The organism is Microbulbifer sp. CAU 1566, from assembly GCF_023156515.1.
GTDB lineage: Bacteria > Pseudomonadota > Gammaproteobacteria > Pseudomonadales > Cellvibrionaceae > Microbulbifer.
In genome coordinates this window covers 358,209-383,968 of sequence record NZ_JALNMG010000002.1, presented here as the reverse complement: position 1 = coordinate 383,968, position 25,760 = coordinate 358,209, and the positions used below count along the sequence as shown (strand labels likewise).

General features: G+C 57.7%; 22 protein-coding genes. 10 read left to right on the top strand and 12 right to left on the bottom strand.

The annotated features are described in order from the left end of the window. Positions 1-87: 87 nt before the first annotated feature. The 3 genes from M0G74_RS06785 to phhA form a co-directional block, all read right to left on the bottom strand. Positions 88-1,755 carry an aminotransferase class V-fold PLP-dependent enzyme gene (locus M0G74_RS06785; RefSeq protein WP_248215754.1) on the bottom strand — a complete coding sequence of 556 codons (1,668 nt, stop codon included), beginning with the start codon at positions 1,753-1,755 and terminating at the stop codon, positions 88-90. A gap of 70 nt (positions 1,756-1,825) precedes the next feature. Further along, positions 1,826-2,296 (bottom strand): Lrp/AsnC family transcriptional regulator, encoded by a 471-nt coding sequence (locus tag M0G74_RS06780; RefSeq protein WP_160153533.1) that lies wholly within the window; start codon positions 2,294-2,296, stop codon positions 1,826-1,828. A 284-nt stretch (positions 2,297-2,580) separates the two neighbouring features. Next, on the bottom strand, positions 2,581-3,387 hold the full coding sequence (phhA, locus tag M0G74_RS06775; protein WP_248215753.1) for a phenylalanine 4-monooxygenase: 807 nt from the start codon (positions 3,385-3,387) through the stop codon (positions 2,581-2,583). 201 nt (positions 3,388-3,588) lie between these two features. Between phhA and M0G74_RS06770 the strand changes: the two genes are divergently transcribed. Then, complete coding sequence (locus M0G74_RS06770; RefSeq protein WP_248215752.1) at positions 3,589-5,034, top strand: TyrR/PhhR family helix-turn-helix DNA-binding protein; 1,446 nt, start codon at positions 3,589-3,591, stop codon at positions 5,032-5,034. A 47-nt stretch (positions 5,035-5,081) separates the two neighbouring features. Here the strand turns inward: M0G74_RS06770 and M0G74_RS06765 are convergent, their stop codons facing one another. Then, entirely contained in the window at positions 5,082-5,426 is a 345-nt protein-coding gene (locus M0G74_RS06765; RefSeq protein WP_248215751.1) for a DUF962 domain-containing protein, read from the bottom strand. Between the two features lie 183 nt (positions 5,427-5,609). On the opposite strand from M0G74_RS06765, the gene M0G74_RS06760 reads away from it, so the two are divergent. The 5 genes from M0G74_RS06760 (at position 5,610) to M0G74_RS06740 (ending at position 10,816) form a co-directional block, all read left to right on the top strand. Next, a complete protein-coding gene (locus tag M0G74_RS06760) occupies positions 5,610-6,833 on the top strand; it encodes a CaiB/BaiF CoA-transferase family protein (RefSeq protein WP_248215750.1) in 1,224 nt (407 codons plus the stop codon). Positions 6,834-6,865: 32 nt separating this feature from the next. Further along, on the top strand, positions 6,866-7,492 hold the full coding sequence (locus M0G74_RS06755) for an MliC family protein (protein ID WP_248215749.1): 627 nt from the start codon (positions 6,866-6,868) through the stop codon (positions 7,490-7,492). 202 nt (positions 7,493-7,694) lie between these two features. Then, positions 7,695-9,371: a carbon starvation protein A gene (locus M0G74_RS06750; protein WP_248215748.1), complete on the top strand. Its 1,677-nt coding sequence runs from the start codon at positions 7,695-7,697 to the stop codon at positions 9,369-9,371. Positions 9,372-9,408: 37 nt separating this feature from the next. After that, positions 9,409-9,705 carry a cory-CC-star protein gene (locus M0G74_RS06745; protein ID WP_236250342.1) on the top strand — a complete coding sequence of 99 codons (297 nt, stop codon included), beginning with the start codon at positions 9,409-9,411 and terminating at the stop codon, positions 9,703-9,705. 10 nt (positions 9,706-9,715) lie between these two features. After that, the gene (locus tag M0G74_RS06740) at positions 9,716-10,816 is read left to right on the top strand and encodes an ArsA family ATPase (RefSeq protein WP_248215747.1); all 1,101 of its coding nucleotides are present in this window, start codon (positions 9,716-9,718) and stop codon (positions 10,814-10,816) included. 38 nt (positions 10,817-10,854) lie between these two features. Here M0G74_RS06740 and M0G74_RS06735 read toward each other — a convergent pair whose 3' ends face one another. Then, entirely contained in the window at positions 10,855-11,424 is a 570-nt protein-coding gene (locus M0G74_RS06735) for a DUF934 domain-containing protein (protein ID WP_248215746.1), read from the bottom strand. Further along, entirely contained in the window at positions 11,408-13,072 is a 1,665-nt protein-coding gene (locus M0G74_RS06730) for a nitrite/sulfite reductase (protein ID WP_160153542.1), read from the bottom strand. Before M0G74_RS06730 ends, M0G74_RS06735 begins: the two co-directional genes overlap by 17 nt. Positions 13,073-13,377: 305 nt before the next feature. On the opposite strand from M0G74_RS06730, the gene M0G74_RS18235 reads away from it, so the two are divergent. Further along, positions 13,378-13,512: a hypothetical protein gene (locus tag M0G74_RS18235; protein WP_255461803.1), complete on the top strand. Its 135-nt coding sequence runs from the start codon at positions 13,378-13,380 to the stop codon at positions 13,510-13,512. A 141-nt stretch (positions 13,513-13,653) separates the two neighbouring features. Here the strand turns inward: M0G74_RS18235 and M0G74_RS06725 are convergent, their stop codons facing one another. Both M0G74_RS06725 and metH read right to left on the bottom strand, forming a co-directional pair. Beyond that, a complete protein-coding gene (locus M0G74_RS06725) occupies positions 13,654-13,872 on the bottom strand; it encodes a DUF2970 domain-containing protein (protein WP_160153543.1) in 219 nt (72 codons plus the stop codon). Positions 13,873-13,931: 59 nt separating this feature from the next. Further along, complete coding sequence (metH, locus tag M0G74_RS06720) at positions 13,932-17,639, bottom strand: methionine synthase (protein ID WP_248215745.1); 3,708 nt, start codon at positions 17,637-17,639, stop codon at positions 13,932-13,934. Positions 17,640-17,896: 257 nt separating this feature from the next. Between metH and M0G74_RS06715 the strand changes: the two genes are divergently transcribed. After that, the gene (locus M0G74_RS06715) at positions 17,897-18,574 is read left to right on the top strand and encodes a type 1 glutamine amidotransferase domain-containing protein (protein WP_248215744.1); all 678 of its coding nucleotides are present in this window, start codon (positions 17,897-17,899) and stop codon (positions 18,572-18,574) included. Positions 18,575-18,711: 137 nt separating this feature from the next. Further along, positions 18,712-19,314 carry a Fe-S biogenesis protein NfuA gene (gene nfuA, locus M0G74_RS06710; protein ID WP_248215743.1) on the top strand — a complete coding sequence of 201 codons (603 nt, stop codon included), beginning with the start codon at positions 18,712-18,714 and terminating at the stop codon, positions 19,312-19,314. A 123-nt stretch (positions 19,315-19,437) separates the two neighbouring features. On the opposite strand, the gene M0G74_RS06705 is transcribed toward nfuA, so the two are convergent. The 4 genes from M0G74_RS06705 to M0G74_RS06690 form a co-directional block, all read right to left on the bottom strand. Continuing rightward, the gene (locus tag M0G74_RS06705) at positions 19,438-20,958 is read right to left on the bottom strand and encodes a family 16 glycosylhydrolase (RefSeq protein ID WP_248215742.1); all 1,521 of its coding nucleotides are present in this window, start codon (positions 20,956-20,958) and stop codon (positions 19,438-19,440) included. Between the two features lie 335 nt (positions 20,959-21,293). Then, a complete protein-coding gene (gene hrpB, locus M0G74_RS06700) occupies positions 21,294-23,858 on the bottom strand; it encodes an ATP-dependent helicase HrpB (protein WP_248215741.1) in 2,565 nt (854 codons plus the stop codon). A gap of 76 nt (positions 23,859-23,934) precedes the next feature. After that, positions 23,935-24,486: a hypothetical protein gene (locus tag M0G74_RS06695; RefSeq protein ID WP_248215740.1), complete on the bottom strand. Its 552-nt coding sequence runs from the start codon at positions 24,484-24,486 to the stop codon at positions 23,935-23,937. Continuing rightward, positions 24,483-25,160, bottom strand: a complete 678-nt coding sequence (locus M0G74_RS06690) for a hypothetical protein (RefSeq protein ID WP_248215739.1) — start codon at positions 25,158-25,160, stop codon at positions 24,483-24,485. Before M0G74_RS06690 ends, M0G74_RS06695 begins: the two co-directional genes overlap by 4 nt. Positions 25,161-25,300: 140 nt before the next feature. Between M0G74_RS06690 and M0G74_RS06685 the strand changes: the two genes are divergently transcribed. Next, entirely contained in the window at positions 25,301-25,759 is a 459-nt protein-coding gene (locus tag M0G74_RS06685; RefSeq protein ID WP_248215738.1) for a MarR family transcriptional regulator, read from the top strand. The last annotated feature ends 1 nt before the right edge of the window (position 25,760 follow it).

Sequence of the window (25,760 nt, the reverse complement as noted above, 5' to 3'; positions counted from 1 at the left end):
CGCATCCTTGTAGCAGACTTGAAAAAAAATCGTAACCGGTGTCTGCATTATCGGCGCGGACACCGGTTATTTTCAACGTTCTATACGTTATAACTTAAACCAGCGCAGGTTTTCGCCTTCACTTGAGAGCATCGGCTGTCCGCATTTTGTACCCACAGGGTTTTCAAGCAAAGGCCGTGCCTGTTGTATGAACTCCTGCAGCGGAGTCTCAACTTTTGCCGGTGGCTGTTCATCGGCATCAAAACTCAAACTCAATGGCTCATCCGCCACTTCGCCCTGATAACGCCAGACGCCATGGCGGGTGTCGTACTGGTAGTAAGGCAGGATGCGATCGCCGAATTTCGCGATCAGTTCGATGGCGTCAATCAAGTAGTCCACGGTCTCTTCATCGAGGAAGTAGTTGAAGTTCAATCGAACCCAGCCGGGCTTCAGGATGCTTTCGCCTTCACTCACCAGCTTTTCAATGGCAGTGCTCTGTTCATCGGTTAGGTGCAGCAGGTGGTGGCCGTAGGGGCCGGCGCAGGAGCAGCCGCCGCGTACCTGGATACCGAAGAGGTCGTTGAGCAGAGCTACGACGAAGCCGTGATGCAGGGGTTTGCCTTCGTGCAGTATGTGCAGGGAAACGATGCTGACGCGTTCGGCTTCGGTGCCACCGAGTATCTGGATGTTTTCATTGTTGCCCCAGCGGCTGAAGGCGCGCTGGATCCAGGTGGCTTCGCGCTCTTCGATGACCGCGGCGCTGACCTGGTCTTTCAGCGCAAATGCCATGCCCGCGCGTACGGATTCGACGATGGCGGGGGTGCCGGCTTCTTCGCGGCGTTCGCCGGCGGGCAGGTAGGTGTGTCGGCCGGGGCTGACCCAGGAGACGGTGCCGCCGCCGGTGACGGCTGGTTGGTTTTGTGGCAGCAGTGAGCGGCGCACGATCAGGATGCCCGGGGTGCCGGGGCCACCGACAAATTTGTGCGGGGAGATAAACAGGGCGTCTTTGCTGGCCAGTGCATCTTCGCCCTGAACGTCGATACCCACGTAGGGCGCGGCGGCGGCGTAGTCCCAGAAGGAAAGGGCGTTGTTTTTGTGCAGCAGGCGAGTGACGGCATCGACGTCGGTGCGGATACCGGTGACATTGGAGGCGGCGGAAAAGCTGCCGATTTTCAGTGGGCGATCGGCGAATTTATCCAGCGCCTGCTGCAGTGCGTCGAGATCGACACCGCCTTTGGCATCCTGGGGGATGGTGATCACTTCAGCGATGGATTCCCGCCACGGCAGGTCATTGGAGTGGTGTTCGTAAGGGCCGATAAACACCACAGGGCGTTTTGCCGCCGGGATTTCGCCGTTGCGGCCGCCGAAGCGCTCGTAGCAATCGGTGCGCAGGCCAAGAGAATCAACTAAACGATTGACGGCGGCGGTAGCGCCGGCGCCGCAGAAAATAATCGCGTGCTCCTCACCCGCATTGACGGATTTGCGCACGGCAGCGCGGGCCTGCTCGCGAAAGGCGGTGGTCTGGCGGCCGGTGGCTGACGTTTCCGTGTGGGTGTTGGCGTACCAGGGCAGAACCCGGTTGCGAATGCTGTCTTCGATAAAGGTGAGGGCGCGTCCGGATGCGGTGTAGTCCGCGTAAATCAGGGGGCGCTGGCCGAAGGGCGTTTGCATGGGCATGCGTTCACCGATCACGCTGTCGCGGATACGTGCGAGTAGCTGCTCGGTTTCCGAATCGGCGGTGATGGCTGCGGTTTTAATGGAATTATTAGCGGACATGACAACCTCAATTGACTGCGCCCGCAGGGATCACCCACGGGCGTTGCGTAAAACAGTAATTGAGCTGGTGTCATTCACCGGTTGGTATGGGCAGCTGCGTGGTGCTCTTGATCTGCTCCATGGCGAAATAGGAGGCCACGTCGGAGATTCCCGAGTGGGCAATCAGTCTTTTATAGAAGCGGTCATAGGCTGCCACATCACTGACCACGACTCGCAGTATGTAGTCGTAGTCGCCTGCCATGCGGTAGCAGTCTACAACTTCGGGCAAGTCGGCCATGGCGTGGGAGAAGGATTCCGCCCATTCCGCGCTGTGCTGGTTGGTTTTTACCTGGGCAAAAACCGAGACCGGCAGACCGAGTACCTCCGCATCCAGCAGAGCGACTTTGCGGCGGATGATGCCGCTTTTCTCCAATTTCTGTATCCGGCGCCAGCAGGGGGTCTTGGTAAGGCCCACGCGCTCGGCCAGCTCTTCGATGGAGAGACTAACATCAGATTGAAGGATGGCAAGAAGTTGTCGATCAATCGCGTCGAGTGAGGACATAGTGCTACATATCTCCCGAAAACGCAGGGATCGGTTCCATAACTAACGCTTGGTTCGCTATCCGTTGCAACAAAATACCCCAGTGATTTTGAGCGATGCAGCCAGATCCGACGTGGGATCAGTTCCGAAGAACCCTTTGGCTGCACCCCTTGTGATGCCTGTAACGATAATCTCAGTAATGGGGTGTCAGTAGTGGAATTTTCTCTCGCGCTTTTCGACATCAAAAAAGCCGGGCAATGCCCGGCCAAGCAACAGGGGATTGTTGGAAAAATGTCCTGAGGCGGTCAGGCCGCTTCTTTGGGGGGGAACAGCGGCTCGAAGAGAGCGGCGGCCATGGCTTCGCGTACCCGAGCCATCAGGTCGATCTCGGTGAGCTGTTGCAGGTCTTCCAGGTCGTTCAGTACGTAGTAGATGGGCTGGACGATATCGATCCGGTAAGGCGTACGCAGGGTGTCGATCACCTCGAAGGGCGCGCGAGTGGGTGCATCACTCAGAGCGTAGAGGGTTTCCTTGGGCGAAGACAGAATGCCGCCGCCATAGATGCGCAGGCCGTTATCGGTTTTCAGCAGGCCGAATTCCACGGTGAACCAGTAAAGGCGTGCGAGGTAGGCGCGCTCTTTGGGGGAAGCCTTGAGGCCCAACTCGCCGTATTTCTGGGTGAAGTTGGCGAAGGCCGGGTTGGTGAGCATGGCGCAGTGGCCAAATATCTCGTGGAAAATATCCGGTTCCTGCAGATAGTCGAATTCTTCCGGGGTGCGGATAAACGTTGCCACCGGGAATTTGCGCTCGGAAAGCAGGCGGAAAAAGGTTTCAAACCCGATCAGTGCCGGCACCCGGGCCACTTCCCAGCCGGTTTCCCGGCGCAGTACGCTGCTGATTTCGTCGAGCTGGGGAATGCGGTCGCGGGGCAGGTCGAGCAATTCCAGGCCGTGCAGGTATTCGTCACAGGCCCGGCCCGGCACGATTTCCAGCTGGCGCTCAATCAGTTGTTGCCAGGTCTGGTGCTCCAGTTCGGAGTATTCGATAAAGCCGTTGGCCTCGGGCTCGCGGGCCACATATTTGCTGGGCTTTTTAGTGCCGGAATTGTTCATGGCTACCTCCATCGTTCAGCACCGGCGAGTCTGGTCTTCAGCGTCGCCGCAATGCTGTGTCTGTTGTTTTTATTAGTGCAGATATCTCTTTTCTATTCTTAGACACCCGGCGATGACAATGGCAGGTCCGCAGTGGCAGATCTTGTGGTTGCGGCAGGCGAAGCGCTAGACTTTCTGTAAAGAAATATTTACAGGCGAGCCATGCGTATCGAAATAACCTGCAGTAATCGTGTAGGTATCCTGCAGGAAATCATGGGGATTTTTTCCGAATATCGGGTGAATGTTGCGTCGGGTGAGCTGGGCGGTGACAGTGGTGACAAGGTCTACCTGTCCGCCCCTGGCCTTCTGGTCACCCAATTTCAGGCCATCGAAAAGTCCCTGCAGCGGGTGCCGGGGGTGCGTTCGGTGCGCCGTATTGCCCTGATCCCGTCGGAGCGGCGTCATTTCGAACTGGATACACTGCTGCGGCACGTGGCGGAACCGGTGCTGTCGGTGGATCGGGATGGGCGCATCATCGCGGCCAATCTGGCGGCTGCGCGGGCGCTGGGGGTCAGTCTCGGTCAGGCACCGGGTATGCAGTTGCAACGTTTCCTGCCCCGCTTGCAGCTGAAAGAGCTGCTGCGGGGTTTTACGGTGCCGCGCTATGGCTTGCCGGTTTCCGTGCGAGGCCGGGCCTATACCCTCGACTGGTCCCCCATCGCGCTGGCCGATGACCCCGGCGCTGTGGCCTCGCTGGCGGGGGCTGTGATTACCTTGCAGCGACTGTCGGCGGAAGAGGGCGAACCGCAAGAGCGTCCCGAGCCCCGGGTGCTGTGGGATCTCGACAAGCGGCGTGAGGCCTGTCTGAAGTTGCAGCAACTGGCGCCACTCGAAGAGCCGTTGCTGATTAGCGGTGAGGCCGGCAGTGGCAAAACCACCTTTCTGCAGGCGGCCTATTACCTGTGTCCGCTGGCGGAAACTGGCCAGATCCGGTACTTGTCTGGTCGCCAGCTGGATCAAAAGGCGTTGCGTGATATGGCGGCGCTGGGCGGCGATGCGGTGGTGCTGATCGATGATCTGGAGCAGGCGCCAGAAGAATTACAGCGCTTGTTGGCTGAGCAACTGCTGTGCGGCGCCATGCCGCCCCGGTTGATGGTTTCTGCCGCTTCCTCCACTTCCCTGATCCCGGCCTTGCGCCAATTACTGCTCAACCAGATCGCTTTGCCGCCGCTACGCAGTATGCGCCCGGCTATTGCCGGCTTTGCACAGTTGATACTGGCAGAGACCGCCGGCGCTGCAGTTGAGCTGGATGATGCGGTCCGTCAGGTTTTGATGTCGCTGGACTGGCCGACCAACTTACGCGGGCTAAGCGCCCATTTGCAGGGCGCTTTGGCGCATGCAGAAGGCGGCGCAAATCAGAGTGCCCGGCGAAACGTCATCAGCTTGGTGGACTTGCCCGCGGAGGCCATGGCCGAGCAGTTGCCTTGGCAGGACTGGGGGCGCGGGCTGACCCTGCGCCAGCGGATGGACAAGGTCGAGCGGGCCATTCTGGAAGAAATGCTACAGGCGCTGCCCGCAGGCCAGCACTCGACAAGAACGCTGGCCCGGCAGCTGGGCATTTCCCACACTGCCGTTGCCAATAAGCTGCGTAAATACGGACTGGGCTAGGCTGGATCGGTTAAAGAATGCTGGTTAGTTAGGCGTATTTTCGGGACCTAACGCTTGATATTGCCCAGCAGTATGTCCTTGAACATCACAAAGTCACCCCACAGGGAGTAGAAGGGATTTTTGAAGGTGGCCGGGCGATTGTGTTCGAAAAAGAAATGCCCCACCCAGGCAAAACCGTAGCCGGCAACAGGCAATACGGCGAGCAATAGCCATTGTTGCGTAATGACCGCGGTGATGAGCAGGCCAATCACCAGTCCGGTGCCCACAAAGTGCAGGCGTCGACAGGTCAGGTTGCTGTGTTCCTGCAGGTAGTAGGGATAAAACGCCTTGAAAGAGTCAAACCGCGGCGCGTCTTTTGGGGCTTCAGGTTCGGTCATTGCGCTGTCCGTCATCTCGCTATCCTGTTATCTGGTGTTATGGATTATTTTCGAGCTCTCCAAAGTGTACGTCGGTCAGTGGTTTAGACCAATCAGTTCGCAATCTGTTATTGTTCGCCCGACGCATTTTGTGATCACAATATCGTGCGTCAAAAGTACCCCAAAAACCCTCTCCAGTCGTAAAGTAAAGGCGGAAATATGGCCGGTCCATTAGCCCATCTCAAAGTTCTCGATCTCAGCCGGATTCTGGCAGGCCCCTGGGCAGGGCAGGTACTGGCGGATTTCGGGGCGGAGGTGATTAAAGTTGAGCGGCCCGGAACGGGGGATGATACCCGCCACTGGGGGCCTCCCTACCTCAAGGACTTGTCTGGGCAGGACACCGCGGAGGCGGCTTATTACCTGAGTGCCAACCGTGGCAAGAAGTCCATCACCGTGGATATCACTCGGCCTGAGGGGCAACAGCTGATTCTGGAGCTGGCAAAACACTGTGATGTGGTGCTGGAGAACTACAAGGTGGGCGGGCTCAAGAAGTACGGGCTTGATTATGCCTCGGTCAAGGCGGTAAACCCGGGAATCATCTATTGCTCCATCACCGGCTTTGGCCAGACGGGTCCCTATGCGAATCGCGCTGGCTACGATGCCATGATCCAGGGCATGGGAGGTCTGATGAGCCTGACTGGGGTGCCCGAGGGCGAACCCGGAGCCGGACCGCAAAAAGTGGGTGTGGCCGTTGCCGACTTGATGACAGGCATGTACGCGGTTTCTGGCATTTTGGCCGCGGTTATTCATCGCGACCGAACCGGCGAAGGGCAGCAACTGGATCTCGCGCTGCTGGATACCCAGGTGGCCTGGCTTGCCAATCAGGCGCAGAACTACCTGACGTCGGGGGTAAGCCCCCAACGGCAGGGAACGGCACATCCGAATATTGTCCCTTATCAGGCCGTGCCGGCGAGTGACGGCTATTTTATGCTGGCAGTTGGCAACGATGCGCAATTCCAGAAGTTCTGCGCCGTCGCCGGACTGGATACGGTGGCGGCGGATCCGGCTTATGCCAGCAACAACGCCCGGGTAATGGCCCGGCAAAAACTGGTGCCTGTTATTGAAGCGGCCACCCGCAAAAAGCCGGCGGCCTGGTGGTTGGAGCAGCTAAGCGCTGTCCACGTGCCCTGCGGGCCCATCAACGATCTGGAGCAGGTGTTTGCCGATCCGCAGGTGCAGGCGCGGGGCATGGTGGTTGAACAGCAGCACCCAACGGCGGGCAGGGTAAAGACGGTGCGTAATCCCCTGGAGTTTTCTGCTTCGCCGCTGGCTTACGACCAGCCACCGCCTATATTGGGCGAACACACCGGTGAAGTACTGCGCTCGACCCTGAGGTTGAGTGAAGACGAGGTAAAAGCGCTAAACGAACAGGGCGTGATTTAATCAATGGCCGAGGTAAGTAATAGGAGTGCAATATGTATTGGGCGCGCAAGGGAAAATTTCTGGCTCTATTCATGACGCTCTGCGCGGCGATTTCGGCTTGCGGCAATGGCGAGCTTGCTTCTGCAGAGCCGGAGAAGGTCAAACCCACCTATGACTGCAGTGTAAAACTCAATAGCTCCATTGAAGAGCTGATCTGCAAAGATAGTGCGCTGGCCGCGCTGGATCAGAAAATGGCGGAGGTATTTAAGGCGGCAAGCCAGACGGAAAAGGCCGCACAAGACAAGTACTTCAAAGCGCGGCAGCGGGGCTGGATCAAAGGCCGCAATGAGTGCTGGAAAGAGCAGGACAAGCCGCTGTGTGTTGCCGAAAGCTACCAGAGACGCATGTTGGAATTGCAGATGCACTACGGCCTGGCATCAGTAACAGTGGAAGCAACCTATCTGTGCGATGGGGCAGAGGTGACCGTCGCTTACTTTGATACTGACCCGCCCGCTGCCCTGGCCCGGTATAAAGATCAGGAATCGATCCTTACCATTTCCCGCACCGCCAGCGGCAGCAAATATGTCGGCCCCGGTATGAGTATCTGGGAGCACCAGGGTGAGGCCAAGGTGGTGTGGGGCTATGGCACTACGGAAATGCACTGCAAGGTGCGCAGCTAATTTGATTTTCGCGCCAAAACAATGATTCAGGCGCAGTTTTCGGTGATGTTTCACGCGACTGGGCTAGTATCTCTGGGGCTGGGCGCGTTTCCTGTAGTGCAGTATTCGTTGATGGACGGGCCCGGCTGGTTCGCTTAGATAGTCCGCAAAGCGAACCCGGTGAACAGCCTGCAACGAATAATGCATAACAGGGATGCTTTGCATGAGCGCGATATTACTGATGCTGCTGGGCCTCGGCGGCATGGCTGCCGGCTACTATTTTTACTCTCGTTATATCGCCGACCGTATCTACCGTTTTGATCCCGACTTCGTCACTCCGGCACACGAATTTGAAGATGGGGTGGATTATGTCCCCACCAACAAATTTGTGCTCTGGGGGCATCATTTCACATCCGTAGCCGGCGCTGCTCCCATTGTGGGGCCGGCGATCGCGGTTATCTGGGGCTGGCTGCCCGCATTTCTCTGGGTCGTATCCGGAACCGTTTTCTTTGCCGGGGTGCACGACAGCGGCGCCGTATGGGCCAGTGTACGCAATCGCGCGCTCTCGGTGGGATCCCTTACCGGTCACGTGGTGGGCAAGCGCGCTCGCAGTATTTTCATGATCGTCATCTTTCTGGTGCTGTTGATGGTGAATGCCGTCTTCGGTGTGGTGATTGCGGGCCTGCTGATCAAAAATCCCGGCTCCGTCGTGCCAATCTGGGGTGCCATTGCCGTGGCATTGGTAATCGGGCAACTGATTTACCGCTTTAAGTTCAATCTGGGGCTGGTCTCCCTGTTCGGGGTGATCGCGCTCTACGCGCTGATCTATGTCGGGCCGTCGGTGCCGGTGACCTTGCCGGAAACGGTCGCAGGCATCTCTGCCAGTGCCACCTGGATACTGATCCTGTTTGCCTACGCTGCCGTGGCCTCACTGCTGCCGGTATGGGTATTACTGCAACCGAGGGACTACATCAACGGCCTGCAACTGTTTGTGGGGTTGATGCTGCTGTATTCCGCGGTGCTGATCGCCAGCCCGGAAGTGGTTGCGCCCATGATCAATCACCAGGTGCCCGAAGGGGCGCCGCCGCTGTTACCGCTGTTATTTGTCACCATTGCCTGTGGGGCTATTTCTGGATTCCATGGTCTTGTCGCTTCTGGCACCACGTCGAAACAATTGAACCGGGAACCTGACGCCCGCTTTGTGGGGTATTTCGGTGCCGTAGGGGAGGGCGCGCTGGCACTGGCGGCGATCATTGCGGCCACCGCGGGCTTCGCGTCACTGGGGGATTGGCAGGCGGTGTATTCCGGGTTTGGCCAAGGCGGTGTGCAGGCGTTTGTGGATGGTGGTGCGGCGATTCTGAATGCGGGTGTGGGAATAGACACTGCAATTTCGGGCACCATGCTCACGGTGATGGCCGCTTTGTTTGCCGGTACCACCATGGATACTGGCCTGCGCCTGCAGCGCTACATCTTTCAGGAATTTGGTGAGATCTACAATCTGCGCTGGCTGGGCAAACCGCTGCCGGCCACGCTGATGGCGGTAAGCTCCTGCCTGTTATTGGCGTTTGGGGCCGGTGGTGCGGATGGATCTGGCGGGTTGTTGATCTGGCCGTTATTTGGCACTACTAACCAACTGCTGGCTGGTCTCACCCTGCTGGTAATCACACTGATGCTGGTGCGTCTGAAGCGCCCTTACTGGGTCACCCTTATCCCGCTGGTTTTTCTGTTGCTGATGACCCTGGCAGCGTTGCTGATTCAGCTGAACGAGTTTTACCAGAAGAGCGACTGGTTTTTGTTGAGTCTTGATCTGGTGGTTCTGGTGGCCGCCATGCTGGTGGCACTGGAATGTGCGTCGGCGTTTCGAAGGCCGGCGACGCAAACGGTAAGAGAAGATGGGTAACTAAAACACAAGCGCACGCAGGGAATGCAGGAGGCGGATGATGGATACATCGGAAAAGCCCGGATTACCCCGAAATCTCAAACTGGTGTTCCGCCGCATCGGCGAGCAGCTGGAAGCGTATTACAAGGCGCCGTACCGCGGCGCCATCGCTCGCGCCGAACGGGATGAAGAGGACCTGTTCATGCTGCTGGTGTACTGCGAGTCTCTGGGTATTCCCAATCCGGTCAGCTTTTACACCCTGGAGCTGCAGCCTTTGATGCTGGAGCGTTTTCACCAGTGGCATCAGCGTATGGGCATGGAGCGCTCACCGCTGGATGAGCTGCGCTGCTGTTAGGAGTGATTCCATGGCCGCTAACCTCAATCTAAGCCAGTTGTTGCAGCGCCGCCTGATATTGGTGGGTGGCAAAGGTGGCGTCGGCAAAACGACCCTGGCTGCAACCCTGGCCTTGCTTGCCGCCCGCCGCGGGCTAAACACTTTGCTGGTTTCCACCGACCCTGCGCACAACCTTGGCGATCTGTTCGAATGTCATTTTCGTGCGGGGATAGCGGATATCTCTGGTGAAGGGCTACCGCTGCGCGCCCTAGAGTTGAACCCGGAAGTGGCCGTCGCGTCTTATCTCGAATCCATTCGCAAACAAATGCTGCCCCATGTGGCCCTGAGCCAGCGCCCGCAACTGGAGCGGCAACTGCATCTTACCCGTCACTCTCCCGGGGCCGAAGAAGCCGCACTGCTCGATGAAATGACCCGGCTGATTCAGCAGCGGGAGCAGTACGATCTGATTATTTTCGATACGGCGCCCACTGGGCACACCTTGCGCCTGCTCGCTTTGCCTCGACTGATGGCGGCCTGGACGGCCGGCCTGCTGGCTCAGAAAAAGCGCAGCGGGCGTTTCAAAGATCTCCTCAGTCATCTCCAATCCGGTGAAGATATCAATAATCCCTTTGCGGAAAGCCGTGGACAAAAGGCGTTACCCGAGGCGTTCTCTGAGGCGCTCCCTGAGGTGTTAGCGCCGCTGCAGGAGCGAAAAAATCGCTTTCGCGAGGCCGGCGAGGCACTTAGGGACGCCCGCACAACCGGTTTTCTGTTTGTAATGACCCCGGAAATCTTACCTCTGCAGGAGACCCGGCGGGCGGTCGCGACTTTGCAGGCAGAGCGTATTCCGGTGGCCGGCTTGATTTTGAACCGGCTGCTGCCGGCTGCGGCCGAGCAGGTGGAGTTCCTGCAAAGTATGTTTGAACAGCAGCAGGCTGTACTGGACCGAGTCGAAAAGGATCTGGGTAACTTGCCACGCTGGCAGCTGTCAATGACGGGCGCGCCCCTGAAGGGGAGGGAAGGGTTGTCGCGTTTTGCGGATGATCTATTGGGGCAACTGGGCCAGCAAAAACTATCCAGTGACCAAGGCGCTAAACAAAAACTGCCCGACAGCATCGCTGGCGGGCAGTAATTGGTATTGATCGATTAGCTCTGCTAATTCAGCGTAAATCAGCCCAGTGCACGACGGCGGAAGATTGGCTGTGTCTGGTCTACCGCTGCCTGGTAGCTATCGGTAAAGTCCTGCATAGAGTCCAGCAGTCCTTCCAGCGGTTGGTCGCCCTGGTAAGCAAAGGCGTTAAAGCCACAGCGCTTGAGGTAGGTCAGCTGGTCGCGGATAAAATTACCCACCGCACGCAATTCACCTTCAAATCCATAGCGCTGGCGCAGCAGACGGCCGGCGGTAAAAGCGCGACCATCGGTAAAGGCGGGGAAGTGCGCCGCGATCAGTGGCAGCTCGGAAGCCTGGTCGCCGATCAGCTCCGCCGTTTCATCGCTGTCCAGCCAAACGCCAATTTCATTTTTGCGCTCGGTCAAATGTTCGCGCAACTCCAGCCAAACGCTCAGCGGCAGAATCACTTTGCCGGGGGCCAGGTTCTCTGCGGTAATTTCGGTGTCACCGTCCAGTGGCAACAGGTTCCACCCATTGGCCACAACTTCGCCATCAATAATCAGGCGCTCGGGATTCTCCGGCAGCGCACCTACGGGCTTTTTCACGGAGGGATTAGCTGGCTTTGGCATATACACGCTCCTTGAATGGCTGCAGCCCGATACGGTTGTAGGTGTCGATAAACAATTCTTCCGGCTGGCGGTTTTCTACGAATACATCGAGCAGTTTGCCAATGGTTTCCGGCATTTCCTCGCGGGAGAAGCTCGGGCCCAGTACCTTGCCGAGGCTCGCTTTCTCACTTGCGCTACCGCCCAGCTGTACCTGGTAAAATTCTTCGCCTTTCTTGTCGACGCCAAGAATACCGATGTGGCCGATATGGTGGTGGCCACAGGCGTTCATGCATCCGGAAATGTTCAGATCCAGATCGCCCAGATCGTAAAGGTAATCCAGGTCGTCAAACTTGCGCTGGATCGCTTCTGCCACCGGAATGGACTTGGCATTTGCCAGAGAGCAATAGTCGCCACCCGGACAGCAGATCATGTCGGTGAGGGTGCCGATATTCGGTGTCGCAAAGCCGTTTTTGCGCGCTGCCTGCCACAGCTCGAACAGTCGTTCCTGCTCGACGTCGGCCAGCACCACGTTCTGTTCGTGGGTTACCCGCACTTCGCCGAAACTGAATTCATCGGCCAGGTCGGCAATGGCTTCCAGCTGGCGGTCGGTTACGTCACCGGGTGGAATGCCGGTGGGCTTGGTGCTCAAGGTCACGGCCTGATAACCGGGAACCCGGTGCGGGAAAGTGTTGCGTTCCAGCCAGCGGGCAAAGGCCTTTTCCTGGCCCGCCTGATCGCGCAGCACCGCTTCCGCGTGACCACCGTTAACGGTTTTGTACGCGTGCTCCGGGAAGAACCGCTTGGACCACTGGATGGCTTCCGGGGTCAGCTGGTCAGCCCCGTCTTTGATCTGTTCCCACTCCGCTTCCACGCGGCGGGCAAACTCTTCCGGGCCCAGTGCCTTCACCAGGATTTTGATGCGCGCTTTGAACTTGTTGTCGCGGCGGCCCAACTGGTTGTAAACACGCACAATGGCTTCCAGGTAGGAGAGCAGGTGCACTTCCGGCAGGAAATCGCGGATGGCGACGCCGATGATCGGGGTGCGGCCCAGGCCGCCGCCCACAAAGATCTGGAATCCGGTTTCGCCCTGATCGTTCTTGACGATCTGCACGCCGATATCGTGCGCGCGGATGGCTGCGCGGTCCTGTTCAGTGCCGCAGACGGCGATTTTGAATTTGCGCGGCAGGAAGGCGAATTCGGGGTGGAAGGTGGACCACTGGCGAATCAGTTCGCAGTAGGGGCGCGGGTCCACCAGCTCGTCCCGGGCAACGCCGGCAAACTGGTCGGTGGTGGTATTGCGGATGCAGTTACCGCTGGTCTGTACCGCGTGCATTTCCACTTCGGCCAGCTCGGCGAGGATATCCGGCACATCTTCCAGGTTTGGCCAGTTCAGCTGTACGTTCTGGCGGGTAGTGAAGTGGGCGTAACCCTTGTCGTATTTGCGGGTGATATGGGCAAGACGGCGCACCTGAGTGCTGTTCAGCAGGCCGTAGGGCACGGCAATTCGCAGCATGGGAGCAAGACGCTGAACATAAAGGCCGTTTTGCAGGCGCAGGGGCAGAAATTCTTCTTCGCTCAGCTCACCGGCGAGATAGCGTTCGGTCTGTCCGCGAAACTGGGCCACCCGTTCCCGGATCAGCTTGTGGTCCTGTTCATCGTATTGATACATAAGAGCTTGATTCCATTGCTTTTTTACGCCGACTCTCAGGGCACAACCGGCGCCCGACAGGCGCTCTTGAGGCTATCAGCCACCGTGAGATGGCGCATAACATACCAGTCGCCTTATACGAAAAATAACAATATTTTTCGCTAACTTAGTAACCTTCGGTTATAAGCCTTGGGTAATACCCTGCGCGGATCAAAAACCGCGCTATTGCAGGCCCGACGGGGATTTGATCTACTTGGAAAGTCGCATTGTTGCGGCACTGCTACCTTTAAAAACAATAATGAGTTCTTAACTGACGGAGTATTCCGATGAGTGATGAAGCAGTAAGAGAAGTAGTAGTTGTATCCGACGATAGCGATAACCTGGTAGATGCCCTTGCGGCAGTGGCACTGGTGGCCATTTTCGTCGCTACCTGTATATTCTGGGTCGCTTCACAAGGCTGAGGCCTCGATTGCGGGCCCGCTGACAGCTAGCCCGTCGCTTGAGATAGGTCGCTATCCCGGAACCTTGTGGTTCCGGGCGGTTTTTGCCTTTGCCATTCCCTGGGACTTTTAGTGTTCCATTATTGGGCCACTATTGCTCGATTATTGCCCCATGTTGCCGAGTACCGTCTTCACGACCAGCACCAGCGTGATCACAAAGAGTGCGGTGAAGATAAGCCCGGCGGCGATATAGGTCTTGATGCTCCCGCCCTTGAAATCCCTTTCCCGATTTTTGTTGGTCTGAACGCCGATCGCGGCGGCCAGGGTGCTGAGCACTACCTGGCCGAAAGAGGGTTTCTGATCCTTGTTGTCTTCACTCATACCATCTTCCTGCGGTTTTACCTTTAGCTCGCCGCTGGCGCGGCTTTAGGGCACAGCGGTCAGTCTTCGAGGTTCGGTCGCAACCAGCGCTCCAGTTGCTGTTCGGTCATGCCTTTGCGTTCGGCCAGGCTTGCCAGCTGGTCACGCCCGATCTTGCCCACATTGAAATACTTGGATTCCGGGTGGGCAAAGTACCAGCCGCTAACGGCGGCCGCTGGCATCATCGCAAAGCTGGAGGTCAGCTCCATACCCGCATTTTGTTCCGCATTCAGCAGCTTGAACAGGGTGGCCTTCTCCGTATGATCCGGGCAGGCGGGGTAGCCGGGGGCCGGGCGGATGCCAGAGTAGGCTTCCTTGATCAGGTCTTCGTTGCTGAGGGTTTCGTCGGCCTGGTAGCCCCAGTACTGCCTGCGCACTTCCCGGTGCAGGTATTCCGCAAAGGATTCCGCCAGTCGGTCGGCGAGGGCCTTCACCATGATTGCACTGTAGTCATCGTGCTTGGCTTCATACTCTGCGGCCAGTTCGTCGGCACCGATGCCCGTGGTTACGGCAAAGCCGCCCACATAGTCCGCTACACCGGATCCGACCGGAGCTACAAAGTCCGCAAGGGAGCGGCAGTAGCCGTCGCCACCGCGCTTCTGAATTTGCTGGCGCATCTGGTGCAGGCGGGCGACTTCCTCGCTGCGGCTTTCGTCGCTGTAAACGATGATGTCGTCACCGTCCGAGTTGGCCGGCCACAGGCCGAACACGGCGCGGGCCTTGAGGCGCTTGTTGTCGATCAGGTCCGCCAGCATGGTCTGGGCATTTTTGAACAGGTCGGTAGCCGCTTCACCCACGACTTCGTCGTTGAGAATGGCTGGATATTTGCCCGCCAGGTCCCAGGAGATGAAGAAGGGTGTCCAGTCGATGGTGTCGACCAGTTTCTCCAGCGGGAAATCGTCCAGCACGGTGAGGCCTGGGTTGTTCGGCACCTTTGGCGTGAAGTTGGCCCAATCGAATTGCGGGCCGGCCTTCAGTGCTTCTTCATAGGTCAGGCGCGGGTCGTTGCGCTTGCGGTTCTTGGTGCGCTCGCGCACTTTTTCGTATTCGTCCTGGATGCTCTGGACAAATTCCGGGCGCAGCTCGTCAGACAGCAATTTACTGGCGACACCGACCGCTCGGGAGGCATCTGCGACATACACCGTCTGGTTGCGATTGAATTGCGGATCGATTTTCACCGCAGTATGCGCCTTGGAGGTGGTAGCGCCGCCAATCAGCAGGGGGATATCAAAGCCCTGGCGTTCCATTTCCGCAGCCACATGGACCATTTCATCCAGGGATGGGGTAATCAGGCCGGAAAGGCCGATGATGTCGCACTTCTCGTCTTTTGCGGTTTGCAGGATGGTTTCCGCGGGCACCATCACGCCGAGATCGATTACCTCAAAGTTGTTACAGGCCAGCACCACGCCCACGATGTTTTTACCGATATCGTGTACATCACCTTTTACGGTCGCCATCAGGATACGGCCGTTGGGCTTGCTCTCTTCGGTCTTCTCTGCCTCGATATAAGGCTGCAGGTAGGCCACCGCCTGTTTCATTACGCGCGCGGATTTCACCACCTGGGGCAGGAACATTTTGCCCTCGCCGAACAGATCGCCGACGATATTCATGCCGTCCATCAGTGGGCCTTCGATCACGTCCAGTGGGCGCGCAGCAGCCTGGCGGGCGAGCTCGGTATCTTCCTCAATAAAGTTGTTGACCCCTTTTACCAGCGAGTGCGCCAGGCGCTCGTTGATTGGCAGTTGGCGCCAGGCGAGGTCTTCCTTGCGCTCGGTGGCGGCGCCATCACCACGGTATTTTTCCGCAATATCCAGCAGTGCCTCGGTGGCGTCGTCGTTGCGGTTGAGGATGACATCTTCCACTTTTTCCCGCAGTTCATCCGGCAGGTCGTCGTACACCGCCAGTTGGCCGGCGTTGACGATGCCCATGTTCAGGCCCGCCTTGATGGCGTAGTACAGGAATACGGAGTGAATGGCCTCGCGCACCGGGTTGTTGCCGCGGAAGGAGAAGGACACATTGGATACACCACCGGACACGCTGGCGCCCGGCAGGTTTTCGCGGATCCACTGGGTGGCCTGGATAAAGTCCACCGCGTAGTTATTGTGCTCTTCAATACCGGTAGCGACCGCGAAGATGTTCGGGTCGAAAATGATATCGCAGGGATTGAAGCCGACTTTGTCCACCAGCACATCGTAACTGCGTTTACAGATTTCGATCTTGCGCTCGAAGGTGTCGGCCTGGCCGTCTTCATCGAATGCCATCACCACCACCGCGGCGCCGTAGCGCAGGCAGGATTTGGCCTTGGCGATAAAGTCTTCTTCACCTTCTTTCAGGCTGATGGAGTTGACGATGGGTTTGCCCTGGATGCACTGCAGGCCCGCTTCGATCACCTCCCACTTGGAGGAATCCACCATAAACGGCACTTTGGAAATGTCCGGTTCGGTAGCGCACAGATTCAGGAAGCGGCGCATGGCGGCAACGGAATCCAGCATCGCCTCGTCCATGTTGAAGTCGATTACCTGGGCACCGTCTTCCACCTGGGCGGCGGCGACCTGTAGCGCGGTGTCGTAATCCTCTTCCATGATCAGGCGCTTGAAGCGCGCAGAGCCGGTAACGTTACAGCGCTCGCCGACGTTTACGAACAGCGCATTTTCATCCACCACGTAGGGCTCGAGGCCGGACAGGCGCAGGGCGGGTTTCAGCTTGGGCAGTTTGCGCGGGGCTACATCCGCGACCGCATCGGCAATCGCGCGGATGTGTTCCGGGGTAGTACCGCAGCAGCCACCGAGAATGTTGATAAAGCCACTGCGGGCAAACTCGGCGACGATGGCTGCAGTCTCTTCCGGCGTTTCGTCGTACTCGCCGAATTCGTTGGGCAGGCCGGCGTTGGGGTGGGCAGAGACGTGCTCGGCGCAGACGCCAGATAGGGCTTCAACATAAGGGCGCAACTCGGTGGCGCCGAGGGCGCAGTTCAGGCCCACGGACAGCGGCTTGGCGTGACCCACGGAATAGTAAAAGGCTTCGGTAGTCTGGCCGGACAGGGTGCGGCCGGAGGCATCGGTAATGGTGCCGGAAATCATGATTGGCAGCTCAAAACCGCGCTGATCAAACACTTCTTTGAGTGCGTAAATGGCCGCCTTGGCATTTAGGGTATCGAAGATGGTTTCGATCAGGATGATGTCCGAGCCGCCGTCGATCAGCGCATTGGTGGACTCGATATAGTTTTCCACCAGGGCGTCAAAGGTGACGTTGCGCGCACCCGGGTCGTTCACATCGGGCGAGATACTGGCGGTGCGGGAGGTCGGGCCCAGTACTCCGGCAACAAAGCGCGGCTTGTCCGGGGTGGAAAGGGCATCCGCAGCGCGGCGGGCCACTTCGGCAGCCACACGGTTCAACTCCGGCACCAGGTCTTCCATGTCGTAATCGGACTGAGACAGGCGGGTGGCGTTGAAGGTGTTGGTCTCGATGATATCGGCACCGGCCTCGAGATAGTCCCGGTGGATACGCTCGATCAGATCCGGCTGGGTCAGGACCAGCAGGTCGTTGTTGCCCTTGATATCGGACGGGTAGTCGGCAAAGCGTTCACCGCGGTAGTCCGCTTCCTCAAGCTTCTCGCGCTGGATCATGGTGCCCATGGCGCCATCCAGGATCAGGATGCGCTCCGCGAGGGCGTTGTGAAGCTGCTTGATACGTTGGTCACGGGACTGCTGAGACCGGGCGTCCGACATGGTCATTTCCTTAAACCGGGGATCGAAAAAGGCGGCAATCTTAGCATAAAGCGACGCCGTATCCGGTTCTCCGCGGACTTATACAGACTGTCTGCGCATAACGATGTAACCAAATGTTCTACGGCGGTTGCCGGGGAAGGAGCGGGGTGGGAGCGGGGAGAGCGAGGGAAGAGCGGGATACCGTAATTTCCGGGTAACCAATGCGCCCGTCACAGCCTAAAGTTGTGGGATATCGGTATGGCTTGCGAGGAGGCCCTGTGAAAATTCTGATGGTGTTGACGTCCCACGACCAGCTCGGGGATACCGGCAAGAAAACCGGTTTCTGGCTGGAGGAATTTGCCGCGCCTTACTACGTGTTCGTGGATGCCGGTGCAGAGTTGACCCTCGCGTCGCCCAAAGGCGGCCAGCCCCCGCTGGACCCGAAAAGTGACGCCGATGATGCCCAGACGCCCGCCACCCGGCGCTTCCGGACTGATCCGATAGCCCAGGAGGCCCTTGCAAACACCAAGAACCTGGACGATGTGGATACCGATTGGTTCGACGCCGTCTTTTATCCGGGCGGACACGGTCCTTTGTGGGATTTGGCGGAAGACCAGCGTTCCATCGCCATCATTCAGGGGTTCTACAGGGCCAACAAACCGGTTGGCGCCGTCTGTCACGCGCCGGCGGTATTCCGGCACACTGTCGATGAGCGTGGAGAGCCGCTGGTCAGTGGCAAGCGGGTAACGGGGTTCAGCAATAGCGAAGAGGATGGGGTGGGACTGACCGACGTGGTGCCATTTCTGGTCGAAGACATGCTCAAAGAGCGCGGCGCGGAATACTCCAAGGGCGACGACTGGCAAAGCCACATCTGTACCGATGGACTACTGATTACCGGCCAGAATCCGGCTTCTTCAGAGGCGACCGCCAGGGCGCTGCTAGGTGCAGTCGGCTGACCCGCTGTACTGCTTGATTTCGGGCACGGTTTATCTTGGCTGCAGTTGCGCGTAAAATACCCGACCGCTGAGCTTGGTTATTGAGCTTGGCGTCACCTGTAGGTCGAAGCTAGAAGCTCGGTTATTTGAGAAGGTTTATGTCAGAACAGCTGTCCGAATTGAACGTCACCATTACCGAATCCGCCCAGGAATACCTGCGTGACCTGCTGGCGAAGCAGGACTGCGAAGGCATTGCCATTCGCATGTTCGTGTCCAACCCCGGTACGCCCAATGCAGAGACCTGCATTGCCTACAGTCGCCCGGGTGAAGAGAAAGAGGGCGATCTGGAAATGCAGCTGAATGGCTTCAAAGCGTATTTTGAAGGCCGCAGCGTGCCATACCTGGACGAAGCGCGGGTTGACTACTCCTCAGACAAAATGGGTGGCCAGCTTACTATCCGGGCGCCCAACTCCCGTATGCCCAAGGTCACCGACGATAGCCCTATCGAAGATCGTATCAACTACGTCCTGTACAGCGATGTAAATCCGGGGCTCGCCTCCCACGGTGGTCAGGTGAGCCTGGAAAAGGTGACTGAAGATATGTACGCCGTACTGAAATTCGGTGGTGGCTGCCAGGGCTGTGGCATGGTGGATATGACCCTGAAAGAGGGCGTAGAGAAAACCCTGCTGGAAAAAATCCCGGAGCTGGCCGGCGTGAAAGACATTACCGACCACTCGGATAAATCTCAGGCGTACTACTGAGTTCCAGACTAATCGGACTTAATTTTTTCAAAAAACCGCGGCTTGACCGCGGTTTTTTTTGCACTGAATTTATGACTTCAAGTTCGAATCAACGCAAATCGCCGGTAATTCGCAAGCTAGCGGTCACTGATAAACCCGCACGTAATCCACATACATACGTTGCGGGAATACACTGCTACCGTCCGGGCTGCCGGGCCAGCTTCCGCCCACTGCGACATTCAGCAAAATGAAGAATGGGTGATCGAAAGCCCAGGGGCCATACTGTTCAACTTGGGCGCGGGAGGCATTGTAGAAGTTGTTTCCGTCGACGAACCAGCTGATGCCGTTACTGTTCCATTCAACCGCGTAAACGTGATAACCGGCATCGACGTTCTGTCCTACATTGTAGGTACCCATGATTGGCGTATTGCCCGAGTATCCCGGCCCGTGCAGTGCACCGTGGGTGAGGGTGGGCTCGTAGCCGACGTGTTCCATGATGTCGATCTCGCCCGAATTCGGCCAAGGTGTTCCAGTGCGAATATTGCCACCTAGCATCCAGAACGCCGGCCAGATGCCCTGGGTTTGCGGAAGCTTGATGCGCGCTTCGATACGACCGTACTGGAACTCTTTCTTCCCAGCAGAAATCATCCGGCTTGAAGTGTACTGGCAGGCGCCGTACCAGCAGTTGTACCCGCCTTCTCTGCGTGCTTCGATCACCAGTACATTACTGCCCGCTTGCGCGTCGTACTGAACGGATGCGTTCTGGCCGGCGGTGTAGTACTGCAATTCGCTATTACCCCAGCCACCGCCACCGGTTTCGAAGGTCCAGTTTGCAGAGTTGATCGAGTCAAACTCATCTCCCCATACCAGGCCGTTATTGGCCGCAGGGCTCACCACAACGGAAGTGACATTGTCATTGAAGCCCTCGTTGTTGAGGCAGCCATCGTCTGCGCTGACGGTTACCGAATTACCGGTGAAATTGTCGTGCTCATAGAGCGTGGCCTGATAGCCGGAGGCAACACGGATGGAGGAGGCATCGTCGTTGATGAAACCGATGGCCTGCAGGCTGGCGAGAGTGTAGCTGCCGACGCCCAACTCTGTTGACCAACCACCAAAGTTGCAGTGTTGGTACACGGTGGCTACGCCATTGCCGGGGTTGTCAGCGACGACTTCGATCCAGTTTAGGTTCCAGTCACCAGTGGCCGCATAGACTCCCAGGCTGTAGGTGCCCGCGTCGATGTGCACCCGATGGGAAATCGTTTGCCAGTTTTGCCAGCCACCGGTATTTGGAACCGTCAGGTTGCCGAGAACAATCGAGCCGCCGTTCAAATCATTGGAAAGGGTGCCTCCGGTCGCGCTGGCGACGCGAAAGCGAATGATGTAGTCACCGCTCGCTGGAATATTGAGGTTGTTGTAGGCGAGCCATTCGCCGGCGGCTACCCAACCGACATTGTGGCCACCGCCGGAATCCGTAGTGACTTCAATATCCACGTCATCGGCGCGGTAAGCGCCCCCGGTGTTGCCGGGTGTCGTGTCGTAAAAGGCACTGTAATCCTCAGCCTGAAAGATGGTTGCCTGGGCCTGGCCATACAGGAGGGCTGCCGATATGCCCGTGGCCAGCACGCAGATTTTTTTCAAGTGCGCAAGGTGTTTCGAGATTCTCATGTTCGCCTTCTCATTGTTGTTTTGAGTGTGTTCTGTGCAAATTGCTGAATTGCGCAGGCCCCGAAAATATCCGGGGAAAATGGCGTGAAGGCGTCCCAGATCTTTCTGATTTTGAAAGTGGCACGGGGAATTGCAGAAGATTGGCGCGGGCTTTTCCTTAATAATGACATCGCTGTCTTTGCGGCAATTTTGCGATCTTTTAATGGGCGTCGGACAGCAGTGGCTTGTAACTTGGTACAGGCGTGACAGTTGGTCTGGGAGACCTCACAGTTGGGACTTTTGTCCCGGCTGTGAGGAGAGGGGAAAGCAGCAGAGCAGGAGAGCAGGACAGGGAGTTAGCGTGCGTCCATACGTTTTTTCGTTTTGCTCGTTGCCTGCGCGGTAGTAGGGTCATCCGGCCAGAAATGTTTCTGGTATTTGATACGCAGCTCTTTCTTTACTTCCTGATATGTATTCTTCCAGAAACTCGCCAGGTCACGGGTAACCTGAACCGGCCGTTGCGCGGGGGACAGGAGGTGGATCATGAGCGGAAAGCGGCCATTCATTATCGCGGGAGTCTCGGGTAGCCCGAACATTTCCTGCAGGCGCACCGCGAGAACCGGTGGGGTTTCTGCATATTGAATGGCTATTCGCGAACCGCTGGGAACCTGAATATGTGAGGGTGCGAGCTGATCCAGGCGTTGCTGAGCCGTCCAGTCCAATTGCGTTAGCAGAATATTTTTCAGGTCGAGCTGCTTGAGCTGATCCAGTTTGTTCAAGCCATTCAGGTGTGGGAGTAGCCAATGTTCCAGGGAAGCGAGTAACTTGTCTTCGCTCCAATCGGGGACCTCGATGTCCTGCAGCAAGTCTGGAAACGGTTCTTTCTGTGACTGCAGAAAACGCACACGCGCTAGCAAGCTTTCCGACTCTTTATCCCAGGGCAGGGCGCGCAAGCCCTGCTGGCGGATGGCGTCCAGCAGGGCCCGGCTGAGCAGCTCGGGGGAAATGTCCGTTGCCGGCTTTTCTTCCAGCACCAGCTTGCCGAGTGTTGACTGTACGCTGGCAACCGCACGCCCGGCGGATTCGTCCCAGCGCACTGACGCTTCGGTGCGGATATCGTCTTCAAAATATTCGTACAGCGCGTCTTTGCCGATGCGTGCGGCCAGCTGGATACGGGCATCGCGCCCCTGTCCATCGAGATCGGCAATCACCAGGTAATCTGACAGCGCCAGTTCATCATCGTGTGAAAAGTGGGCGCCGCGGCCATTGGCAAGAAGGAAGCGGCGTTCGCGGTCGTGCCGATTTTTGGCAATGCGATCCGGATAGGCGAATCCGAGCAGAATTCCGGTGACCTCCGTTTGATCTGGCCGGATTTGACGGGGGCTTTCTTGTTGTGCGCGGACATTGGCATTATCCAGTTGTGTTTGCCAGGCTTTCGCCTGTTGGCGAATGCGCTGAATCGCCCCGCGATCTGCATTGTGGTTTTTCACGGTGCCGCTCAGTACTTCCATGCGCTTGTGGATGTCTCTATCCCAGCGTTGTTCACCGCGAAAAATATCGCGCTCAGAAAGCAGGGCAGCGAGCAGGCAACTCCAGTCCTCAAGGCCGAGGTCGACACTGCGCAGCATCATATGCGCCAGGCGCGGGTGGGTGCCCAGTGCGAGCATGGCCTGGCCGTGGTTGGTAATACGAAGCTGTTCGTCCAATGCGCCCAACTCCTGAAGCAACTCCTGGGCTTGGGCGGTCGGCCCGGGTGGAGGCAGGTCGAGCCAATTCAGTTCACCGACCTCGCTTACACCCCACTGGGCCAGCTCCAGCATCACCGGTGCCAGATCACTGAGCAGAATTTCAGGGGTATTCTTTGCCGGCAACTGTCGCTGGCGGGACTCGCTCCAGAGCCGCAGACACACGCCTTCACTCAGGCGGCCGGCGCGGCCGGTACGTTGGGTGGCGGAAGCCTGGGAAATACTGGTTGTCACCAGCCGATTCATCCCGGTATTTGGATCAAAGCGGGATTCCCGCATCAGACCGGAGTCGACGACCATACGAATGCCTTCGATGGTCAGGCTGGTTTCTGCCACATTGGTCGCAAGTACTATCTTGCGCTGTCCGCCCGGTGACGGCGCTATGGCGGCGTCCTGCTGCTGTTTGCTCAAATCACCGTAGAGCGGAGCGATCAACGTATCCGAACGATTCCCCAGCGCTTCCAGCAACAGGCTTTCGACCTTGCGAATTTCACCCACACCGGGCAGGAAGGCCAGCAGGCTGCCATCTTCCCGTTCCATCAGCTCAGCGATTTTGCGACTCATCAATTGCGGGATCTGACGTGGGTCGTCCGGTACCTGCTGGTGCGGCAGGTAGTCAATTTCAACAGGGAAAGCGCGGCCCTCGCTGGTAACAACCGGTGCGTCGCCGAGAAGCCCGGCGACCGCGTGGGTGTCGAGTGTGGCGGACATCACCAGCAGCTTGAGGTCTTCGCGAAAGAGTTCCTGGGACTGGAGGCAGAGCGCCAGGGAAAGGTCACCCTGCAGGCTGCGCTCGTGGAACTCATCAAAGATGACCAGAGCAGTGGTGGACAACTCCGGGTCTGCCTGCAGCAGACGCGTCAGTATCCCCTCGGTGACGACGATAATGCGGGTCTGCTTGCCAACTTTGCGGTCACCCCGAATCTGGTAGCCGACAGTGGCGCCCAGGGGTTCGCCCAGTAATTCGGCCATACGCGCCGCCGCCGAGCGCGCGGCAAGACGGCGGGGTTCCAGCATGATGATGTTGCGCTCCCCAAGCCAGTTGCTATGGAGCAGGGCGATGGGGACGGCGGTGGTCTTGCCAGCGCCGGGCGGGGCCTGAAGCACCACATTGGGATTGGCATCGAGCGTGTGGCGTAACTGGGGAAGAATCCCGAAAATTGGTAGTTCTGACATGGGGCGGGAGTATACGGGATCGTATAGTTTGCACCACAGCGGTCAATTGCAGTCTCTCGCTGCCAACTATCGTCCTTTAAGGCGGCGGTGCCTTTTGTCGATATTCGGCAATGATCTCATCGACGGTCTTAAATTGTGGCGGCTTGGCGCAGGCGCGGCCATAGCTGCCGCTGCCACTGGTTGGCAGTGCGGTGGTGTCACCGTTAGCGAATACGGTCACTACAAACCCCTGCCAATCAACACTGGTCTGGCAGTGCTCCTCACCATTCTGAGTGTTGCGATCCTGTATCTCTGTGCGGATTGAAGGACCGTCGATCAAGTTCAGAGTCATGTGGCACAGGGTGGTGGATTCTTTTTGTTCGGGTATTTCGAGGGTGACCGGGTCCACGAGCCGCCAGTTTTTTCGATTGCTACAAAATACATGCAGGTCTGTATCCAGTGCGCCCAGTTGGTCCGGGTCTTGTTGGGGGGACACCTTCAGCGCGGCTGCGACTGCCCGCTTGAATATCTGTTCTTGATCGACGGCATATAGGGATTGCTCCGCCTCCACGGTCGCCGATGTAGTGATTAGAGTCGCGAGCAAGGCCAGGGTTGACGTGCGGCGCCTTGGATTCAAAGAGCATGTCATGGTGATGCCTCGTGTAGTTGGCCTGTGGACCCGAATTCCTGCTCCAGCGCCAGTTCGTGCTCGGCGATCAGTTCGCTCAGGTCGGTAAACAAGCTCTTATCGCTGCACAGTGCAGTCTCGCTCTCTTGCAGAGTAATGTCGTGGCGATCGGTATCGATGTGTCCATCTTCGAAGAACCGGATTTTCACGGCTTTGTATTCGGCGGTTCTTTCACAGAGGCCGCCTTCACGGGCAATCACACTTTCCGTTGCTGTTTTTTTCAGAATCAAGCGAACATCTGCCTGGCAGGGGGAAGCGGCAAATGGTTCTTTCAGACACTGGGTGGCGGCTTCCTCGGCGCGATAGCGCTTGCCGTCGGCGTTGCAGGAAAAGCGCACCGCGTCGTGTTCCACCACAAAGTCGTCTTTGGTGAGATCCGGGTACTTCTCCAGTGTTTCCTGCAGCGCCGCACGGAGAAGGGCGGGCGTGTCGATAAAAAATACCGGTGAGGCCTTCAACCCTGGTGCAAAGGCAATTAAGCAGACAAGCGGCAACCCGAGGGCTAGTTGTCTGGTGGCAGTCTTCGATATGAGCACAGCAGCTCCTTCTTCCATGGTCCTCTGGATCCCCGACAAGCGCCGGACAGGAGAAAGATAGCAATGTTTCCTGGCATTGGCGGCGGTGTAGGGCTCCATTTGCTGTGTTTGGCGCGAAGCCCAGCAGGTCGCCCAGTGGTAGCTGGTGGTATGTGGCCAATGGTTCACAGGTTTAGTTGATACTGTCATCTATTCGGCGTATGGTTGACGCTGTCAACTAAGTTGAATGTGTTTTCACCATGCCAAACAGAAACTCCAGTGATTCCCTGCTAAGCGACACTTTGCATCGCCTGGTACATGTCTATAAGTCCAGGTTGCGCGCGGAAGTGACTCAGCGGGCCCTAGGTCTGCCGATTACCCATATGCGGGCGCTAAAGGGCATCTGCCGGAATCCGCATTCCACGGCCCAATCCATTGCCCTGCGTATGCATCGGGACAAGGCGCAGATTACCCGGGTTCTCAAGGAGCTGCTGATGGAAGGCTTGATCGAAAAGCGACCGAATCCGGAAGATGGGCGCAGTCAGCTGTTGTTCCCTACGGAAAAGGGGAGTGAGGTGATGCGCCAGTTGTTAGAGGCGGAACGTGAAACCGCGGCGGCCATGACCAGAAGCCTCAGTGATGCGGAACTGAAACAGTTTGCAGAATTGAGCGCGCGCATGGTGGAAAACCTGAGCTGTGAACCTGATGGAGGTAATTGAT

What these genes read in the sequence shown, in the direction of transcription:
- M0G74_RS06785 (WP_248215754.1), bottom strand. Translation starts at nt 1,755, where the DNA reads ATGTCCGCTAATAATTCCATTAAAACCGCAGCCATCACCGCCGATTCG.
- M0G74_RS06780 (WP_160153533.1), bottom strand. Translation starts at nt 2,296, where the DNA reads ATGTCCTCACTCGACGCGATTGATCGACAACTTCTTGCCATCCTTCAA.
- phhA (WP_248215753.1), bottom strand. Translation starts at nt 3,387, where the DNA reads ATGAACAATTCCGGCACTAAAAAGCCCAGCAAATATGTGGCCCGCGAG.
- M0G74_RS06770 (WP_248215752.1), top strand. Translation starts at nt 3,589, where the DNA reads ATGCGTATCGAAATAACCTGCAGTAATCGTGTAGGTATCCTGCAGGAA.
- M0G74_RS06765 (WP_248215751.1), bottom strand. Translation starts at nt 5,426, where the DNA reads ATGACGGACAGCGCAATGACCGAACCTGAAGCCCCAAAAGACGCGCCG.
- M0G74_RS06760 (WP_248215750.1), top strand. Translation starts at nt 5,610, where the DNA reads ATGGCCGGTCCATTAGCCCATCTCAAAGTTCTCGATCTCAGCCGGATT.
- M0G74_RS06755 (WP_248215749.1), top strand. Translation starts at nt 6,866, where the DNA reads ATGTATTGGGCGCGCAAGGGAAAATTTCTGGCTCTATTCATGACGCTC.
- M0G74_RS06750 (WP_248215748.1), top strand. Translation starts at nt 7,695, where the DNA reads ATGAGCGCGATATTACTGATGCTGCTGGGCCTCGGCGGCATGGCTGCC.
- M0G74_RS06745 (WP_236250342.1), top strand. Translation starts at nt 9,409, where the DNA reads ATGATGGATACATCGGAAAAGCCCGGATTACCCCGAAATCTCAAACTG.
- M0G74_RS06740 (WP_248215747.1), top strand. Translation starts at nt 9,716, where the DNA reads ATGGCCGCTAACCTCAATCTAAGCCAGTTGTTGCAGCGCCGCCTGATA.
- M0G74_RS06735 (WP_248215746.1), bottom strand. Translation starts at nt 11,424, where the DNA reads ATGCCAAAGCCAGCTAATCCCTCCGTGAAAAAGCCCGTAGGTGCGCTG.
- M0G74_RS06730 (WP_160153542.1), bottom strand. Translation starts at nt 13,072, where the DNA reads ATGTATCAATACGATGAACAGGACCACAAGCTGATCCGGGAACGGGTG.
- M0G74_RS18235 (WP_255461803.1), top strand. Translation starts at nt 13,378, where the DNA reads ATGAGTGATGAAGCAGTAAGAGAAGTAGTAGTTGTATCCGACGATAGC.
- M0G74_RS06725 (WP_160153543.1), bottom strand. Translation starts at nt 13,872, where the DNA reads ATGAGTGAAGACAACAAGGATCAGAAACCCTCTTTCGGCCAGGTAGTG.
- metH (WP_248215745.1), bottom strand. Translation starts at nt 17,639, where the DNA reads ATGTCGGACGCCCGGTCTCAGCAGTCCCGTGACCAACGTATCAAGCAG.
- nfuA (WP_248215743.1), top strand. Translation starts at nt 18,712, where the DNA reads ATGTCAGAACAGCTGTCCGAATTGAACGTCACCATTACCGAATCCGCC.
- M0G74_RS06705 (WP_248215742.1), bottom strand. Translation starts at nt 20,958, where the DNA reads ATGAGAATCTCGAAACACCTTGCGCACTTGAAAAAAATCTGCGTGCTG.
- hrpB (WP_248215741.1), bottom strand. Translation starts at nt 23,858, where the DNA reads ATGTCAGAACTACCAATTTTCGGGATTCTTCCCCAGTTACGCCACACG.
- M0G74_RS06695 (WP_248215740.1), bottom strand. Translation starts at nt 24,486, where the DNA reads ATGACATGCTCTTTGAATCCAAGGCGCCGCACGTCAACCCTGGCCTTG.
- M0G74_RS06690 (WP_248215739.1), bottom strand. Translation starts at nt 25,160, where the DNA reads ATGGAGCCCTACACCGCCGCCAATGCCAGGAAACATTGCTATCTTTCT.
- M0G74_RS06685 (WP_248215738.1), top strand. Translation starts at nt 25,301, where the DNA reads ATGCCAAACAGAAACTCCAGTGATTCCCTGCTAAGCGACACTTTGCAT.